The following is a 15657-nucleotide window of genomic DNA, read 5'->3' as shown; positions in this document are numbered from 1 at the left end:
ATCGACAGCGGCAGGACGATTTAAATTATTCATCGATCGCGCGATGAGGTACTGGCTTGCGAGGAACGTCTTACCCGCAACGACGTAGCCTCGAGGACGCATCATGACCATCGCCCGTTCAGCGCGCGGCGCGGCGCAAGCCGTGCTGGCATTGAGCCTCGCCCTAGCCTTCCATCCGGGCGCGCAGGCGCAGACGCCCGCCAACGGCGTGACGCTCGACCTGCCCGCGCAACCCCTGGGATCCGCACTGCTGAGCCTGGGCGAGCAAGCCGGCATCGAACTGAGCTTCAGCCCGCAGGCCGTCGCCGGCAAGGCGGCGCCCGCGGTGCGTGGCACGCTGACGCCGTTCGACGCGCTCAACCGATTGCTCGACGGCAGCGGCCTGCAACTGCGTCAGGACGGGCCGGGCCGCTACCAGATATATGCCGAGGCGCGCAACGCGTTCTCCGTCGCGCGCCTTGAAACCGTCGAGGTGGTGGGGCAGTCTCCCGAGGAACGCGTCTACTCGCGCGCCGAAATCGCGGCCACCCCCACGGCCAACCGCGACCTGAGCTCGCTCGTCGCCAGCGCGCCCGCGGTGCGGCTGGGCAGCGACACCGACGCCTCCAGCAACCGTGGCTCGATGAATGTGCAGGACATCTCGATCCACGGCGCGAGCCCCTATCAGAACCTGTTCCAGATCGACGGCATGGCGGCGAGCAGCATGATCGATCCCGCGAGCAAGAACCTGAATCTGCAGGTGGGCAACATCCCCAGCAACGCGCAGGCCTACTTCGTGGACACGGCGCTCGTGGACTCGGTGCGCGTGCTCGACAACACCATTCCGGTCGAATACGGCCACTTCACGGGCGGGGTCATCGATGCAAAGCTGCGCCGGCCCAGCGGCGAGAACCACCTGGCCGTGGACTACCGCTGGAACACCTCCAAGATGACGCGGCAAAATGTCTCGGAAGGCGATCAGGAAGCCTGGGGCCAGGGCGAGCCCGGCTACGCACCCGAATGGAAGAAGCGCTTCTACACCGCCGTGGGCGACATCGCCCTGGGCAGCGACACCGGTGCGATCCTGTCGATGTCGCGCCGTGAATCGACGATTCAGCGCTTTCGCATGGGCGAACAGAACGGTCAGGCCCAGGCATTCCAGGAAGGCTACGACGATCGCGTCGACAACTTCCTCGGCAAGTTTTCCACGCGCCTGTCGTCCGACACCGTGACCGACCTGGTGCTCAAGTACAGCGACCGCCGGGAGTCGCTGGTGAGCAACTTCTTCCGCAATACCAACTGGGACAACCAGCACGCCGCGCGCGGCGTGGGTTGGAATCTCGATCATCGCTTCGATGGCGGACGCGTGTCGGTACAGGCGGGCTGGGACAAGTTCGTGAGCAACCGTTCGTCGGACGCCACCGAGCTGGTCACCCAGCAGTTTTCCGACCGGCGCCCGCAGTACACCTGGGGCGGCTTCGGCAAGGAAGAAAAGGCGCAGCAGACTCTGAGCTTCTCGACGCGCGTCGACCTCGATCCGGTCGACACCGCCTTCCTGCGGCACAACCTCTACGGCGGTGTGCAGGCCGAACAGGTGGACTTCAACTTCGAACGTTACGACGACGCCTATTCCTACCGCGCGGTGCAACAGCTGGACGGCAGCTCACGCGAGTTCAGCAAGCAGCATTACCTCGCGGGCACCGTCGACAAGCGCTATCGCACGCTGGGGCTGTACGCCTCGGACCGCATCGAATGGGGCCGCGTGGCGCTCACGGCCAGCACCCGCATGGATCGCGACACGCTGCTCGGCAACACCGACCTGTCGCCGCGCACGCGGCTGGACTGGGATGCCCTCGGCACCGGTGACACCGTTCTGTCGGCAGGCTGGGCGCGCTACTACGGCTCGTACATCCTCGACATCATGATGCGCGAGGAAGTCAGCAAGTTGCGCCGCCAGGTGCTCGACGCCCGAGGAAATCCCGTGGCCGATGGAAGCAAAACCGAGTTCTCCCGCTATGACGGCCTGCGCACGCCGTACGACGACGAATGGGCTTTCTCGCTGCGGCAACGCGTCGCCGGCCTGGAAGGCACGCTCAGCTACGTGCGACGCAACGGGCGCGATCAGATTTCCAAAACCGGCACCAGCACCGAGGGATACGAGTACGTGAACGATGGCTGGTCGCGCACGGACTCATGGATGCTCAGCGTCGTGAACCAGCAACCCTGGAAGCTGGGCCCGACCTACTGGACCGGGCGCGCCAGCTGGAGCTATCAGCGCAGCAAGCGCAACACCGATATCGTCACCGGCTACGAAGATGGCGCCTATGCGCCCGACGACTACATTCTCTACAACGGCGAACGCATACTCGCGGGTGCCCTGCCGCCGAATGACTTCAACCAGCCTCAGCAGGTCGTGCTCAGCCTCACGGGCCGCTGGCCGGACGCGGGCCTCACCTGGAACAACGACGTGCGCTGGCGCAGCGGCCGCAACGGCATCAGCTACCTCGGTCTCGGTCCGCGGCCGGAGTATCTCGAACGCTACGAGTCGGTGAAGCTGCCTTCGTACTGGACCTGGGATACACGCCTGACGTGGGAACCCCGGTTCGCGCGCGGTCTGGAGTTGTCGGTGGACGTGTTGAACGTGCTGAATCAGCAGCCCAAGCTCACGGTGACGGCGCCCAATCGCAATCAGGATCTGAGTCTCTATCGGACCGGCCGCGAGATCTGGCTGCAGGCCGGCTACCGCTTCTGACTCCCCTCTATGTCGTCATCCATCGGATACCGCGTCGGCCTGGCGGTGGCCATCGCGCTGACCCTGCTGATGGCATCCCCGCCGGTCGAGGCGCAGGCAGCGGCACCGGCCGACGCGAGCCGGTCGTGCCGCGATGCCTCGGGTCTGTGGGACGCGGCTTGCCTGCGGGCCCAGTATCGTGAGGTGCCCTTGCGCTGGCCCACACCGACGATCGACCCCGGCGTTCGATGGTCGGAATGGTCGGCCGTGCCCTCCGCGAGCGCACCGCCCGAAACCTGGACCGCCAGCAATCCGGGCCAGTCGCAGCTCAACGCGGATTTACGGCAGCCCGCGATCGTCACGCTGGGCGCGGTGCTGTTCGCCGACCCGCGCTTATCGGCCAACGGCAAGATCGCCTGCGCGAGCTGTCATCAGCCGGAACATGCGTTCAGCGACGGCCGCGCGCTCGCGGTCGGCGCGGATGGGCTGATGGGCAGACGGCGTTCGATGCCGCTGTTCGCGGCGCCGTTCGCGCCGGTGCTGTTCTGGGACGGGCGCGCGGCAAGCCTGCACGAACAGGTGCTGGGCCCGATCGCCGATCCGCGTGAGATGAACCATGATCTGGCGAGCGCGCGCGCCCGCCTCGCGGATCTGGCGGACTACCGCGCGCTGCTGCAGGCGGCCTATGGCGATGCACAGGTGAGCGACGCGCGCATCGCCCGGGGGCTCGCGGCGTTCGTCGCCACCTTGCGCCCGCCGGAGACGCGCTTCGACCGTTTCCTGGCGGGTGACACGGCCGCGCTCGACGACAGGGAAATGATCGGCCTGCATCTGTTTCGCACCGAAGCGCGTTGCATGCACTGCCACCAGGGCGCCTTGCTCACCGACGGCCAATTGCACAACATCGGCTTGTCGTTCGTGGGACGGCGCAATCAGGACCTGGGCCGGTACGAGGTCACCCGCGCGCCCGAGGATATCGGCAGATTCCGCACGCCGAGCCTGCGCGGTGTGTCGCGCGCCGGCCCCTTCATGCACAACGGCATCTTTCCCACGCTGGTTGGCGTCGTGCGGATGTACAACGCCGGCATGCCCTCGGGGCGCGTGCCCGCGGGCACCACACTGACCGCGCGAAAGTCGCCGTTGATCCAGCCACTGAACCTGTCGCCGGACGAGATCGACGCTCTGGTCGCCTTCCTTGGCACCCTATAAAAAAAAAGCCGGCGCGTGACCGCGCCGGCTTCGTCCTGCGAACGCAAGCACGCTCAACCCTGGATGATGTCCAGTTTGGCGATGCCCAGCGCGAGCGTCTTGGCGCCGACGTCGCGGAACTGGATCTGCGCTTGCGCGTCCTGTCCGGCGCCACTGAGGCCGATGATGGTGCCGTCGCCGAACCGTGCATGGCGCACGCCTTGTCCCACGCGATACTGGCGGTCGCCCACGGTGACACCGGTCGCCACGCTGCGGGCGGCACGCGGCGCGACCGAGCTGGTGTGCTTGCGGCCGTACGCGTCGCCATGACCGCGGTTCCAGGAATCGCCCTGACCGCTGGCAAAACCCGCCGCCGCGGCCTGGCTGTATTGCGTGCCCATGCGCGGCGAGAGCCACTTGAGGTGTTCCTCGGGGATCTCGTCGAGAAAGCGCGAGCGCATTGCATAGCGCGTCTGGCCGTGCAGCATCCGGCTTTGGGCCAGACTGATGTACAGGCGCTCACGAGCTCGCGTGATCGCCACATACATCAGGCGCCGCTCTTCCTCGAGACCGGCCTGTTCGAGGATGCTGTTCTCGTGCGGGAACAGGCCTTCTTCGAGGCCGGTGATGAACACCGCGTCGAACTCCAGGCCCTTGGCCGCGTGCACGGTCATGAGCTGCACCGCTTCCTGACCCAGCTGCGCCTGGTTGTCGCCCGCCTCGAGCGCCGCATGCGACAGGAACGCCGCCAACGGCGACAGGCCGGTGGTGGGCGGCGGAGCCGGCGCATCGACGACGCCCGGATTCAGCGTGCTGTTGACGTCCGACTCCGGCACCACCCCGGCCGGCATGCCGTCGAAGTTTTCTTCGGCCGTGAACACGGCCGCCGCGGTGATGAGTTCGTTCAGGTTCTCGAGGCGTTCGGCGCCTTCGCGCTCGGCCTGGTAGTGCGCCTTCAGGCCGCATTCTTCGATGACGTGCTCGACCATCTCGGGCAGCGGCAGATCGCGCGTTTCGTGCGCGAGGCGGCCGATCAGCTGTGCGAACTGGGCGAGGTTGGAGCCCCCCTTGCCCGGCACCCGCGCCACCGAATCGAACAGGCTGGTCCCGCCGCTACGGGCGGCATCGGCCAGGGTTTCGAGGGTACGCGCGCCGATACCGCGCGCCGGGAAATTGACCACCCGCATCCACGAGGTGTCATCGTGCGGATTGGAAATCAGGCGCAGATACGCCAGCGCGTGCTTGATCTCCTGGCGCTCGAAAAAGCGCAGACCGCCATAGACCTTGTAGGGCACACCCGCCGAGAAGAGCGCGTGCTCCAGCACGCGCGACTGCGCGTTGCTGCGATAAAGCACCGCGATCTCGCTGCGCGACCGGCCTTCGTTGATCAGCGCGCGGATCTCTTCGACGATCCACTGCGCCTCCATGGCATCCGAGGGCTGCTCGATCACGCGGACGAGCTCGCCCTCTCCCTGGTCGGTCCAGAGATTCTTGCCAAGACGCCCGGTGTTGTGACCGATCAGCGCATTGGCCGAGTCCAGGATGTGGCCGTAGGAGCGGTAATTCTGCTCGAGGCGGATGACGCGGCCGTGCGCGTAGTCGCGCTCGAAGTCGGCCATGTTGCCGACGTTCGCGCCGCGGAACGCGTAAATGGACTGGTCGTCGTCGCCGACCGCGAAGATCGCGGCGCCGCCGCCGGCCAGCAGGCGCAGCCACTTGTACTGCAGCGTGTTGGTGTCCTGGAACTCGTCGACCAGAATGTGCCGGAAGCGACGCTGGTAGTGCTCACGCACCGGCGCGTTGCGCGACAGCAGCTCGTAGGCGCGCAGCAGCAATTCGGCGAAGTCGACCACGCCCTCGCGCTGACACTGGGCTTCGTAGAGCTCGTAGATTTCGATCAGACGGCGGCGATGGGCATCCCAGGCCTCGACCTCGGACGGACGCTGACCGTCTTCTTTCGCGCCATTGATGAAGCGCTGAACGTCGCGCGGCGGATACTTCTCGTCGTCGACGCCGTTCGCCTTCATCAGGCGCTTGATCGCGGCCAGCTGGTCGGCGGTGTCGAGGATCTGGAAGGTCTGCGGCAAGCCGGCATCGCGGTGATGCGCGCGCAGCATGCGATTGCACAGGCCATGGAAGGTACCGATCCAGAGGCCGCGCGTGTCGATAGGAAACACGGCCGCCATGCGAGTGAGCATCTCGCGGGCGGCCTTGTTGGTGAATGTGACGGCGAGCAGCGCAAATGGACTGGCCTGGCTGGTTTGAATCAGCCAGGCCATGCGGGTCGTGAGGACCCGGGTCTTGCCGCTACCCGCCCCGGCGAGTACCAGGGCGTGTTGCGGTTCGAGAGTGACTGCGGCGCGTTGCTCGGGATTGAGTTTATCCAGCATCATGCCGCATAGCGGCGCAGACGCAGTGCAAACTGCTCGAGCCCGGCGATGCCGCTTTGCTGGGCGCGCTGGCACCAGGCTTGCAGATCATGCAGAAGCTGCTCGCTGCTGGCGCTGGAGCTCTCCCACAGACGGCCGAGTTCGCGGCGCATCTGGACCAGAGTGGAGAGCGACTGGTTGCGTGCGATGGCCTGATCGACTTCGGCGATCTGCTCGGGCTGCAGCACGTCTTCGTTGCGGGTCAGCACGCGGCTGGCACGCTTCAGGACCGTGAAGTTGCAGTCGGCGCTGCCCTTCTGGCGCGCTGGCTTCATCTTCGCCAGCTCTTCGGCGGCAGCCTGCTTGATCACGTCGGCGTAACGCGCCATCACTTCGTAGCGGTGCGTGATCACGCCCTGCAGGGTGCGCAGGTCGATGCCTTCCTTGGCGTCGGGATCGAGCTTGAGCTTGGGCGCGACCTTCTTGACCTTGGCCAGGCCGACCATCTCGAGCGTACGGATGTAGCCCCAACCGATGTCGAACTCGTACCACTTGGCCGAGAACTTGGCCGACGTGCCGTGAGCGTGGTGGTTGTTGTGCAGCTCTTCGCCACCGATGATGATGCCCCACGGGAACACGTTCGTGCTGGTGTCCGGGCTGTTGTAGTTGCGGTAGCCCCAGTAGTGGCCGATGCCGTTGACGACGCCAGCCGCCCAGAAGGGAATCCAGGCCATCTGCACTGCCCACACGGTCAGGCCGGCGGCGCCGAACAGGGCGACGTCGATCACGAGCATGGTCAGCACGCCGCGCAGGCTGTGCGTGGAGTAGACGTTGCGCTCGAGCCAATCATCGGGCGTACCGTGGCCGAACTTGGCCATGGTTTCCTTGTTGTTGGACTCTTCGCGGTAGAGTTCGGCGCCGCGGAACAGCACCTTCCAGATGCCGAAGAGCATCGGGGAGTGCGGATCGCCTTCCTTTTCGCACTTGGCGTGGTGCTTGCGGTGAATCGCAACCCACTCCTTGGTGACCATACCGGTGGTCAGCCAAAGCCAGAAGCGGAAGAAGTGCATCACTGCGGGGTGCAGATCCAGGCCCCGGTGCGCCTGGCTGCGATGCAGGAAGACGGTGACCGACACGATGGTGATGTGCGTAACCACCAGCGTGAACAGAACGATCTGCCACCAGCTGGCCTGGGTCAAGCCACCAGAAATAAACGAAAGGATGTAATCCATAAACCTGTTTCTACGCCTCGCAAAAGAGTGGGCAAATTTTAGCCCACATGTTTTTTTCGTGACAGCGCAGTTTCAAAATAGTTTTTGAGCCAAATCAAGGACTAAGCCGCGCTTGGAGCACCCCGATCGGGGCCATGACGGACGTTCACGAGACGTCGGTCGCTACCTCTTAAATGGTGGCGGACTGGGCCGGCACCAAGGCTTTTCTACATTTTGCTACAACCTCGATCCACAATATATTGTGTGTTACCCGTATCGCAGAGTGATCCCCACGATGTTCCGACCACGCACCCTACTCGCCCTAACCCTGCTGCTGGGCGGCATACCGCCCGCTCAGGCGGACGCCACGCTCATCGCCGGGCAGACAGTCGTGGTCGCGAGCTATTACGAGCTACGCGGCCCGAACTGCCAGGCCATGAATCCCCCGCACGTTCGTATCGTTACGCGCCCTACCCTGGGCGCGCTCACAATCGTGCGCGGCGAAGCCAATACCGGCGGTGGAGGCCGTTGCGCCTATACGTCGGTGCCGGTGTCGCAACTGCTGTACCGTGCCCAGCGGCCGGGTAGCGAAACCATCACGTGGGAAGTGCGCTACCAGGACCGCGGCCGCAAGGTGGAGCGCGTGAGCGCCCAGATCACGGTGGGCGCCGCGAACCCCTCCGGCACCACCGCGCCGTGATGGGCGCGGTATGACGGGCGGGGTTCGAGCCCCAATTGGAAGTTTGACAGCGTACTGAACGGACAGTTCCCGGACAAGCCGGGATCGGGGCAAGAATCGCCCGGCTTCCCCAACCGCCCGTTATCGGGTTCAGTCGGTACCGCCGCCACCATCGGAGCCGCCGTCGGACGCGCCCGCGCCGGTATCCGTGCCCGTGTCGGCCACGCCCTCGACCACATCCGACTCCGCGCCTCGCGGTTTGCGCTCGGCGGCCTCTTCGTTGCTCGCAGGCAACGCCGATCCGGCCCCGACAGCGGGTGCATCGGTCGAGGCTTCGGTCGCGGCGGTGCTGCGCGCGGCTTTTTTGCGCTCGAATACGGCGCCGAAAAAGCCATCGGTGCCGTGTTCGTCGGGACGCAACTGCACGTACGGGCCGGTCAGTGCCAGCGTCGGGCAGCGATCCTGCAGGATGCGCGCGGCGTCGAGGCGTTCGAATTCAGGGTGCTCGGCCAGGAAGCGCTCTGCCTGGGCCGCGTTCTCTTCTTCGAGCAGGCTGCACGTGGCGTAGACCAGGCGTCCGCCCGGTGCCACGCAGCGCGCCGCGCTCTTGAGAATCCGGTATTGCAGATCGACCAGCTCGGCCAGCACCTGCGGCTGCTGGCGCCATTTCAGATCGGGATTGCGACGCAGCGTGCCGATGCCGGTGCAAGGCGCGTCGACAAAGACTCGCTGGGCCTTGCCGGCCAGGCGCTTCACGCGCGCGTCGTTTTCGCTTTCGATCGCGACCGGCACGACGTTGGACAGGCCGCTGCGCGCGAAGCGAGGCTTCGCCCGCGCCAGACGCGCCGCCGAGACGTCGAAGGCGTAGAGCCGGCCGGTCGAGCGCATCAGGGCGCCGATCAACAGCGACTTGCCACCGGCGCCGGCGCAGAAATCGATGATCATTTCGCCGCGGCGCGGGCCGACGAGCAGTGCCAGCAACTGGCTGCCTTCGTCCTGCACCTCGAGCGTGCCGTTTTCGAACTCAGGCAGGCGGTTGATCGGCGGGTGACCCTTGAAGCGGATGCCCCACGGCGAATGCGCCGTCGGCTGAGGCGCAAAGCGCGCGAGCGGACCGGCATTGAGCGTGGCGAGCAGCGCGTCGCGATCTCCCTTGAGCGGGTTGACGCGGATGTCGAGATTGGCCGCCACGTTGAGCGACGCCATCAACGCCTCGCCCTCGGGCATGACGGCGAAGCGCTCGTCGAGCCAGTCCGGCATGCTCAGGCGCACCGGTCGCGGCAAGGTGGCCGGATCGATGAGGTCGACGCGTGCCAGCCAGGCGGATTCGCCGCTGTCCAGGCCTTCCTGCACCCATTCGGACCCACGGAAGCCCGCCAGACCGAGAATGGCGAGACGGCGCGTGGCGTTGCCGACGCCGCTTTCGCTGAGCTGGCGGTAACGGCGCAGATTGCGCAGCACGTCGTAGACAGCCTCCGCTACTTCGGCGCGGTCACGTCCACCCAGATTGGGATGGGCCCGGAACCAATGCGAGAGCACGCCGTCGGCCGGGTAGGTCCATTGCAGCACTTCGGACAACACGCGCTGGACCTGTTCGAGCCGAACGGCCGCGATGGGCATGCGCGGACGCGGTGCGCCCGCACCCGGGCCACCGAAGCCCGGATTGGGGCCGCGGCCACGGCCGCCGTCCTGCGGGCGATTGCCGCCCCGATCCGAATACGAACGACCGCTTCCCTGCGAGCCGTAGTCGGCGCGGCCGCGATCGCCGTAGTCGGAACGGCCACGATCCTGCGACGCGTAGTCGGAACGACCACGATCCTGGTAACCCGACCGGCCGCCGTCCTGCGACGACGAACGGCCGCGGTCCTGCGACGCGTAGTCGGAACGGCCGCGATCCTGGTAACCCGACCGGCCGCCGTCCTGCGACGACGAACGGCCGCGGTCCTGCGACGAATAGTCGGAACGGCCACGGTCCTGGTAACCCGACCGGCCGCCGTCCTGCGGCGACGAACGGCCACGGTCCTGCGACGAATAGTCGGAACGGCCGCGATCCTGGTAACCCGACCGGCCGCCGTCCTGCGGCGACGAACGGCCACGGTCCTGCGACGAATAGCCCGAGCGCCCACGGTCCTGATAGTCGGAGCGGCCGCGATCCTGCGACGGCGAACGGCTGCGGTCCGGGGACGAGGGCCCCGCACGACCGCGGTCGGCCTGCTGTGCGCGTGCGCCGGCGTCGGGCGAGCGCTCGGACCGGCCTCGGTCGGGGCTCGACGCGCGATCGCGCCACTGAGCCAGGGCGCCGCCACGCGCGGGGCGGGAGCGGGTGTTGTCGTTGTCTTTACTCATGGTTCTTTCCGTGGGGACCGGCTTGCGCGCCGGTCCAGATGAATAGTCGTTCGGGGTCGCCCTCGACCTCGACGCGGTGATCGGCCGTGAGCTTCACGCGACCTTCGGCCAGCCAGCGCGCGGCGGCCGGGAAGGCTCGATGCTCGACGTCGAGAACACGCTCGGCCAGGCGCTCCGGGGTATCGCCAGGCAGGATGGGCACGCAGCCCTGCGCGATGATCGGACCGTGATCCAGCACGGGCGTGACGAAGTGCACGGTGCAGCCGTGCGCCCGCACACCGGTCGCCAGGGCCTGCGCATGGGTATGCAGGCCCGGAAACGCGGGCAGCAGCGAAGGATGGATGTTGACCAGGCGGCCCGCATAATGCCCGACAAAGCCCGGCGTCAGCACACGCATGAAGCCGGCGAGCAGAACGTAGTCGGGCTGGTGGCGGTCGACCTCGGCCATCAGCGCGGCGTCGAAGGCCTCGCGGCTGGCGAAATCCTTGTGATACAGCGCCCCGGTGGCAATGCCCTGGCCCTCGGCCCACTGCAGCCCTGCCGCATCGGGACGGCTGGCGATGACAGCCACGATCCGCGCGGGCCACTGCTCGCGTTGACAGGCCTCGACCAATGCCTGCATATTGCTGCCCCGACCGGAGATCAGGATGACAATGCGGCGCTCACGCCCGGCGGGCGCGACAGACGAGGAAGGTGAAGACGAATGGGGCAAGATAGGTAATTCCAAGGCGAGCCAACCCAAAATTGTAAACTCTTGCCCGTGAAACCTCCGTTGCGTATTTACCGACACCTGCCGCCCACCTCGCGCCGCACCCCTTGCGCGCTCACGATCGGCAACTTCGACGGTGTCCATCTCGGCCATCAGGCCATCCTCGACCGCCTCCGTCAGGTGGCCCGGGCGCGTGATCTCGTGCCCACGGTCATGACGTTCGAGCCGCATCCGCGTGAGTATTTCGCCACGCTCAACCGCCGCCCCGAACTCGCGCCCACGCGCATCTCGGGCCTGCGTGACAAGATGGCCGCCCTCGCCTGCGCCGGTATCGAGCAGGTCGTGGTCGAGCATTTCAATGCGCGGCTGGCCGAGATGTCGGCCAACGCCTTCATCGAAGACCTGCTGGTGCGGGGTTTGCAGACCCGCTGGCTGCTGGTTGGCGAAGACTTCCGTTTTGGCCGCAAGCGTAGCGGCGACATCGACCTCCTGCGCGAGGCCGGCATGATGCATGGCTTCGAGGTGCACACCCTGGCCGACGTCACCGACGGCAGCGGGCATCGCATTTCGAGCTCCGAGGTCCGCACCGCACTGGCCGTGGGCGATCTGGAGCGCGCCCGCCACCTGCTGGGTCAGCCGTTCCATATCAGTGGCCACGTGGTGCACGGCGCCAAACTGGGCCGCCAGCTCGGTTATCCGACGATGAACCTGCGGGTGGCCGCCCGCTGCGCGGCCCGTTCCGGGATTTACGTGGTGCGCGTGCTCGGCCTGACCGATCAGCCGCTCGCGGCCGTGGCCAGCCTGGGCGTGCGTCCGACCGTCGAGGACGGAGGCCGGGTGCTGCTCGAAGTCCACCTGCTCGACGAGACCGTGGACGCTTACGGTAAACTCGTGCGAGTCGAGTTCCTGCACAAGCTGCGGGACGAAGAAAAATTTCCTGATCTCCCTTCCCTGACAGCCGCCATCGCCGACGACGCGCGACAAGCGCGCGCCTATTTTGCCGTTCATGGACTATAAAAAGACCCTCAACCTGCCCGATACCCCCTTTCCCATGCGGGGCGACCTTGCCCGCCGCGAGCCGGGCTGGACCGCTCAATGGGAAGAAAACCGCATTTACCAGGCGATCCGGGCAGCGAGCGCTGGCCGCCCGCGCTTCGTGCTGCACGATGGCCCGCCGTATGCCAACGGCGACATCCACATCGGGCACGCGGTCAACAAGATCCTGAAGGACATCATCGTCAAGAGCCGCAACATGGCCGGCTACGATGCGCCTTACGTGCCGGGCTGGGACTGCCACGGCATGCCGATCGAAATCCAGATCGAAAAAAAATACGGCAAGAACCTGCCCGTCACCGAAGTGCAGGCCAAGGCCCGCGCCTACGCGCTCGAGCAGATCGACCGTCAGCGCCAGGATTTCAAGCGCCTCGGCGTGCTGGGCGACTGGGACAATCCTTACCTCACGATGAACTTCAGCAATGAGGCCGACGAGATCCGTGCGCTCGGCCGCATCCTGGAGAAGGGTTACGTGTTCCGCGGTCTCAAGCCCGTGAACTGGTGCTTCGACTGTGGCTCGGCCTTGGCCGAGGCCGAAGTCGAATACGCCGACCGCACCGATCCGGCGATCGACGTGGCCTTCCCGTTCGCCGACAAGCCGGGCCTGGCCCGTGCGTTCGGCATGGAAAGCGTCGACGACGGCGCGGTGGTCATCTGGACCACCACGCCCTGGACCATCCCGTCGAACCAGGCACTCAATGTGCACCCCGAAGTCGAGTACGCGCTGGTGCGCGTGACGCCGACGCCCGCGCACGGCCCGCTGCTGCTGCTGGCCAGCGAACGGGTCGAAGCCTGCCTCAAGACCTGGGGCCTCGAAGGCGAGATCATCGCCACCGCGCCGGGCGAAGTCTTGTCCGGATTGCGCTTCACGCATCCGCTGGCCAAGGCCGCCGAAGGTTACGACCGTACCGCGCCGATCTATCTGGGCGATTACGTCACCACCGACACCGGTACCGGTGTGGTGCACTCGGCCCCGGCCTATGGCATCGAAGACTTCGTGTCGTGCAAGGCGCACGGCATGGTCGACGCGGACATCATCAGCCCCGTGATGGGCGATGGCAAATACGTGCCGAGCCTGCCGCTGTTCGGCGGCCAGATGATCTGGGACGCCAACCCCAAGATCGTCGAGGCGCTCAAGCTGGCCGGCTCGCTGATGCACGTGCAGAAGATGCCGCACAGCTACATGCACTGCTGGCGCCACAAGACGCCGATCATCTACCGCGCCACCAGCCAGTGGTTCGCCGGGATGGACGTCAAGCCGCGCGACGGCGGCCCCACGCTGCGCGAGAGCGCGCTGGCCGGCATCGACGCCACCACGTTCTACCCCGCCTGGGGTCGTGCACGCCTGCACGCCATGATCGCCAACCGTCCCGACTGGACGCTGTCGCGCCAACGCCAGTGGGGCGTGCCGATGGCCTTCTTCGTGCACAAAGAAACCGGCGAACTCCACCCGCGCACGGCCGAGCTGCTGGAGCAGGTCGCGCAACGCGTCGAAAAATCGGGCATCGAGGCCTGGCAATCGCTCGACCCGCGCGAGCTGCTGGGTGACGAGGCCGATCAATACGAAAAGAACCGCGACACGCTCGACGTGTGGTTCGACTCGGGCACCACGCACGCCACCGTGCTGGGCGGCAAGGATCACGCCCTCGCGGGCTCGCATGGCGCCCAGCTAGCCTGGCCCGCCGACCTGTATCTCGAAGGCTCCGACCAGCATCGCGGCTGGTTCCATTCGTCGCTGCTCACCGGCTGCATGATGTATGGCCAGCCGCCCTACAAGAGCCTGCTGACCCACGGCTTCGTGGTCGACGGCCAGGGCCGCAAGATGAGCAAGTCGGTCGGCAACACGCTCGCGCCGCAGAAGATTTCCGACACGCTGGGCGCCGAAATCCTGCGTCTGTGGGTCGCTTCCACCGATTACTCGGGCGAGCTGTCCATCTCCGACGAGATTCTCAAGCGCGTGGTCGAAAGCTATCGCCGCATCCGCAACACGCTGCGCTTCCTGTTGGCCAACGTGGCCGACTTCGATGCGGTCAGCCAGGCGGTGCCGGCGGGCGAGCTGCTCGAGATCGACCGCTACGCGCTCGCCATGACGGCGCAGATGCAGGCCGAAGTGCTCGCCAATTACGAGCGCTACGACTTCCACCCTGCCGTCGCGCGCTTGCAGACGTTCTGCTCCGAAGACCTCGGTGCCTTCTATCTCGACATCCTGAAGGATCGCCTCTACACCAGCAATGTCGATAGCCGCGCCCGCCGCTCGGCCCAGACCGCGCTGCTCGAGATCACCCAGACGCTGCTCAAGCTGATGGCGCCGGTCCTGTCGTTCACGGCAGAAGAGGCCTGGAAGATCCTGACCGACACGGCGCTGGCCAAGCAGGCCGACGCCGCTCGCATCACGATCTTCACCGAAGTGTTCCATCAGCTGCCGCCCTACGCCGACAGCGAAGCCCTGTCGGGCCGCTGGAACCGCGTGCGCGCGATCCGCGCCGACGTGCTGCGCAAGCTCGAAGAAGTCCGCTCGGCCGGCGCGATCGGGTCTTCGCTGCAGGCCGAAGTCGACATTCAAGCCAGTGGCGACGATTACGCGCTGCTCGCGGCGCTGGGCGAAGACCTGCGCTTCGTCCTGATCGTGTCGCGTGTGGGCGTGCATCAGCGCGAGGGTGAGCTGGCGATCGAGATCACGCCTTCGGGCAACAAGAAGTGCGAGCGCTGCTGGCACTATCGCTCCGACGTCGGCCAGGACGCCGATCATCCCGAGATCTGCGGCCGTTGCGTGAGCAACCTGTTCGGCTCGGGCGAAGTGCGCGAAAAGGCCTGACGATGGCGCATGCTCCCGCCACCCCGCTTGCCGCCCCTCACGGACGCGGCAAGCGTCTCGCGATCAGCCTGGCCGTGGCCGCCCTGATCATCCTGCTGGACCAGGTGACGAAGATCTACTTCAACACCCAGTTCCGGTACGGTGAGCGGCTCAATCTGCTGCCGTTCTTCGACTTCACGCTGCTCTATAACCGCGGCGCCGCGTTCAGCTTCCTTGCTTCCGAAGAAGGCTGGCAGCGCTGGCTCTTCACGGTGCTGGGCGTGGGCGCGTCGGCGGTCATCATCTGGCTGATCGCCCGAACCCCGGGCCAGCCGCGTTTTCGCGCCGCCCTCACCCTCATCATGGGTGGCGCGATCGGCAATGTCATCGACCGCCTGCTGCACGGCCATGTGGTCGACTTTCTGCTCTTCTACTGGAAAGACTGGTACTACCCGGCGTTCAATATCGCCGACGTGGCCATCGTCTGCGGCGCCGCCCTGCTGGTGATCGACGAGATCCTGCGCAGCCGCGAAAAAGCCCGCCAGGCCCGCGCCTCGAACTGAGCCTCGCGGACGCGGGCGTTGCCGCATAAAATCCC

General features: G+C 66.3%; 10 protein-coding genes. 6 read left to right on the top strand and 4 right to left on the bottom strand.

Annotation, left to right across the window (positions count from 1 at the left end):
- Window positions 1–103 precede the first annotated feature (103 nt).
- The gene (locus CEK29_RS07870) at window positions 104–2731 is read left to right on the top strand and encodes a TonB-dependent receptor (RefSeq protein ID WP_094857759.1); all 2628 of its coding nucleotides are present in this window, start codon (window positions 104–106) and stop codon (window positions 2729–2731) included.
- Window positions 2732–2740: 9 nt separating this feature from the next.
- Window positions 2741–3919 (top strand): cytochrome-c peroxidase, encoded by a 1179-nt coding sequence (locus CEK29_RS07865; RefSeq protein ID WP_094857758.1) that lies wholly within the window; start codon window positions 2741–2743, stop codon window positions 3917–3919.
- A gap of 53 nt (window positions 3920–3972) precedes the next feature.
- Here the strand turns inward: CEK29_RS07865 and CEK29_RS07860 are convergent, their stop codons facing one another.
- Together CEK29_RS07860 and CEK29_RS07855 are read right to left on the bottom strand one after the other, a co-directional pair.
- Complete coding sequence (locus CEK29_RS07860; protein ID WP_094799025.1) at window positions 3973–6291, bottom strand: UvrD-helicase domain-containing protein; 2319 nt, start codon at window positions 6289–6291, stop codon at window positions 3973–3975.
- Window positions 6288–7499 (bottom strand): DesA family fatty acid desaturase, encoded by a 1212-nt coding sequence (locus tag CEK29_RS07855; protein ID WP_094799024.1) that lies wholly within the window; start codon window positions 7497–7499, stop codon window positions 6288–6290. Before CEK29_RS07855 ends, CEK29_RS07860 begins: the two co-directional genes overlap by 4 nt.
- Window positions 7500–7773: 274 nt before the next feature.
- Between CEK29_RS07855 and CEK29_RS07850 the strand changes: the two genes are divergently transcribed.
- The gene (locus CEK29_RS07850) at window positions 7774–8178 is read left to right on the top strand and encodes a hypothetical protein (protein WP_176456853.1); all 405 of its coding nucleotides are present in this window, start codon (window positions 7774–7776) and stop codon (window positions 8176–8178) included.
- A gap of 129 nt (window positions 8179–8307) precedes the next feature.
- Here CEK29_RS07850 and CEK29_RS07845 read toward each other — a convergent pair whose 3' ends face one another.
- On the bottom strand, window positions 8308–9738 hold the full coding sequence (locus tag CEK29_RS07845; protein WP_094857994.1) for an RsmB/NOP family class I SAM-dependent RNA methyltransferase: 1431 nt from the start codon (window positions 9736–9738) through the stop codon (window positions 8308–8310).
- A 757-nt stretch (window positions 9739–10495) separates the two neighbouring features.
- Window positions 10496–11125, bottom strand: a complete 630-nt coding sequence (purN, locus tag CEK29_RS07840; protein WP_094799023.1) for a phosphoribosylglycinamide formyltransferase — start codon at window positions 11123–11125, stop codon at window positions 10496–10498.
- Window positions 11126–11263: 138 nt separating this feature from the next.
- On the opposite strand from purN, the gene CEK29_RS07835 reads away from it, so the two are divergent.
- From CEK29_RS07835 to lspA, 3 genes are read left to right on the top strand one after another with little or no spacing between them, the layout of a single operon-like run.
- Window positions 11264–12229: a bifunctional riboflavin kinase/FAD synthetase gene (locus tag CEK29_RS07835; RefSeq protein ID WP_094857993.1), complete on the top strand. Its 966-nt coding sequence runs from the start codon at window positions 11264–11266 to the stop codon at window positions 12227–12229.
- Window positions 12219–15080, top strand: coding sequence for an isoleucine--tRNA ligase (gene ileS / locus CEK29_RS07830; protein WP_094857757.1), 2862 nt, complete (start codon window positions 12219–12221; stop codon window positions 15078–15080). The genes CEK29_RS07835 and ileS overlap by 11 nt, the downstream gene beginning before the upstream one ends.
- Before the next feature lie 2 nt (window positions 15081–15082).
- Window positions 15083–15622 (top strand): signal peptidase II, encoded by a 540-nt coding sequence (gene lspA, locus CEK29_RS07825; protein WP_094799021.1) that lies wholly within the window; start codon window positions 15083–15085, stop codon window positions 15620–15622.
- Window positions 15623–15657: the final 35 nt, after the last annotated feature.

The organism is Bordetella genomosp. 5 (assembly GCF_002261475.1).
Taxonomy (GTDB): Bacteria; Pseudomonadota; Gammaproteobacteria; order Burkholderiales; family Burkholderiaceae_B; genus Bordetella.
Note: the sequence above shows the minus strand (reverse complement) of the source record. Positions and strands in the feature narration are given on the sequence as shown.